3 protein-coding genes and 1 pseudogene are annotated in these 2776 nt (G+C 38.1%); all 4 read left to right on the forward strand.

The features are described from left to right. Window positions 1–214, forward strand: a pseudogene (locus tag MRT15_RS09590) (CRISPR-associated protein Csm3); the annotation flags it as partial. Then, window positions 211–1176, forward strand: coding sequence for a CRISPR-associated RAMP protein Csx7 (gene csx7, locus MRT15_RS09595; protein WP_304329871.1), 966 nt, complete (start codon window positions 211–213; stop codon window positions 1174–1176). The pseudogene MRT15_RS09590 and the gene csx7, both read left to right, overlap by 4 nt. Beyond that, on the forward strand, window positions 1136–2110 hold the full coding sequence (locus MRT15_RS09600) for an RAMP superfamily CRISPR-associated protein (RefSeq protein WP_304329872.1): 975 nt from the start codon (window positions 1136–1138) through the stop codon (window positions 2108–2110). The genes csx7 and MRT15_RS09600 overlap by 41 nt, the downstream gene beginning before the upstream one ends. After that, on the forward strand, window positions 2097–2776 hold a 680-nt coding region (locus MRT15_RS09605; protein WP_304329873.1), incomplete at its 3' end, for a hypothetical protein. The genes MRT15_RS09600 and MRT15_RS09605, both read left to right, overlap by 14 nt.

Genomic DNA, 2776 nt, shown 5'->3' on the forward strand with positions numbered 1-2776 from the left:
AATAAACATTGACTTATACCCAGAAAAGCCTACAAACGATGATAGAGTTAAATTGCTCAAAAATCTATTCCAAACATTAACGGGCATTGGCTTAAACATTGGTGCAAGGAAATCTGTTGGTTGTGGACTTGTAAGATTGGAGGAAGCTAAATGGCGTAGATATGAACTTCAAGATGGACTTCTGAAAATAGTTGGTGAAGGTGAAGTTAAATGAGTTTAACTCTATGGACTTCCTCATCAACAATTCTTAGAGAAGCCACCCTCAAAGGTTACATGGAGAATGTCAGTCCACTGAGAATTGGCGTTGGTAGAGAACCCCCATTAGGATCAAGAGTTGACTTAGCAGTAATCAGAGTAAAATATGGTGAATATGATATTCCATACATACCCGGGTCAAGCTTAAAGGGTTTATTTAGAAGCCATGCAGGGAGAATAGCATCTTCATACGGTTTAAAGGTATGTAGCGGTCTTTCCAAGGAGAGTTGTGTTGAGATTAAGAGGGTAACTTGTAAGAGGGAGGGGTATGAAGGGGAGTATATCCTTAGAAATCTTATAGAGAGGCTTATGAGGGATGGGAAATCTTCAGATGCCATGGAGGAATTCTTTGGGAATACATGCATCCTATGTAAGATGTTTGGCTCGATGGGTTATAGGAGTAAGGTTTCATTTTCAGATGCTTATCCAATAGATGATGAGGGTAGAATTCTACCATTTAAGTTTGGTTCTAGGACTGGGATTGCTATTGATAGGAGGACTGGAGCTGTTGTTGGAGGTGCATTGTATGAAGTTGAGTATGTTGAGCCTGGATGTAGATTCAAGTTTGAAATTAGATGTTCAAATCTACCGAACTATGCTCTTGGATTGCTTGGTTCGATACTTCGTATGATCGATAATGGTGAAGTTAGGATAGGTGGATTCACATCTAGAGGTTATGGGCTTGTTAAGATACGCAATTTAAACATATCCATAAAGGATTACACTTTAAAGGGGGAGGGGAAGGTTTTACCATCATTGGAAGTTAATGTTGACGAGAGTGTTGATGTATCCGATTTAGCTGAATTGAAGGATGGACAATTATGCTTCCAAGATGATAAGGCTTGGGCTTTAATTGATAGACTTGAAGAGGTGTGGCGTAATGCAACAGATAAGATTAAACGTTCTGAGAAGCAAGCCTAGGCAGAGGGATACGTACAAGGATTTATGCGGTTCAATGTATGTAAGCATAATAGCTGACAACTCATATCTACATGTGGGTTCTGGTAGGGAGAAATTCGAGGTTGATTTGAAGAAGTTGAAGGAAATTTATGCAAGGAGGAAGCGGATAGATGTAAGTGTACTTAAAGAATTACAGTTGAAGATTGGTTATAGTGAATTTACATCTACAACTATGGGGACTGTGATACCTGGTTCTTCAGTTAAGGGTAATGTGAGGGCTAGATTGGAGCTCAGTTTCCATGGATTTAATGGTAATGTTAGATCATGCTTCCTCAAAGCTTCACGATTAACGAAGCTTGCGGGGGAGGGTGAGAGTGGTTGGAGGCATCAAAGGGTTTGGGGTGAAACTATACTTGAGGATAGAGGTTTCCCATGCGACTACACGAAAATGGACAATGTATGTTTAATATGCGACCTATTTGGAACTGCGGGTTTGAAAAGCTTAATAGAGTTCAGCGACTTCATAGGCTTAAACGTTAAACTTGAAGCTTTAGATCTCCCATATGGAATGAAGGTTTACGCTGCACCTCAAGGATCAGAATTTAGTGGTGAAATAAGCTTCATGAATTTGAAGGATTATGAGCTAGGCTTACTCTTACTTGGAATGGGAATAGTGAATGGCAGTACGGGTAGAAGCGTTATTCTAGGGAGATTCAAGTATAGGGGATTAATGGATAATAAGAAGTTTGGTAGAGTTAAATACAAGATTAACAAGATAAGCTTAAGCAAATTTTCAGATAAACTGACCATTGGTAATTTAACGATTAATCCAGGAAGCTCCATTGAAGGTGAAAAACTCAACACCATATGCAAGGAGCTTGCAAATCTATCACTCAAACACTTCCAAAATGAACTTAGAATAGTTGATGAGGTGGGGATTCTTGAGAAGCTTTGAAGAACTCAAATTTGAAGAACTATACCCAATATTCAAATCATATGTAGTCCCATATAGAGACGATGCAGGAATAATTGATTATAGGCGCGTGAAATCTGAAGATGTGGAAACATATAAAGATGTGCTCAAAAAGCTTAGAGAGTTTCTACAAAGTATACTGGAAATTGAAATTGTTAAGTCATATGATGAAGTTAGAAAACTCGAATTAATTGGAGACTTAATCTCACTATACTTCAAAATCCCATTACTGAAGGAATTATTTCCATCAGCAATTTTAAGCCCCTTAAAGATATACATGCTGTGCAGAGTCCACTTGGTGCCAATATCACATAAGGATAGAGAACCATTGCAGGAAAATCCTGCAGAATTTATTAAAGGAATATATGAAAGAAAGGAAGAGTACTTAGATATCATCCAAAAATTAACAAATATTCTAGCCGATGAAAAACTTTGTAAAGATATTGAGAAGTCGTGGTTCATATTCCCATCTGATACAAGACCTGGATTCAACACTTCAGGCTTAATACCACACCTCCTACTCACATCTGCAATAGCGTGGAGTTTAGCCATCAACAAAAAGCTTGATAGAAATAAAATTGCAGTATTAAGGTTAGCATCCCTCCTACATGACATTGGGAAACCCTTCAATTACAAACAACATATAGA

Origin of the sequence: Candidatus Culexarchaeum yellowstonense (assembly GCF_024707025.1) — an archaeon.
Taxonomy (GTDB): domain Archaea; phylum Thermoproteota; class Methanomethylicia; order Culexarchaeales; family Culexarchaeaceae; genus Culexarchaeum.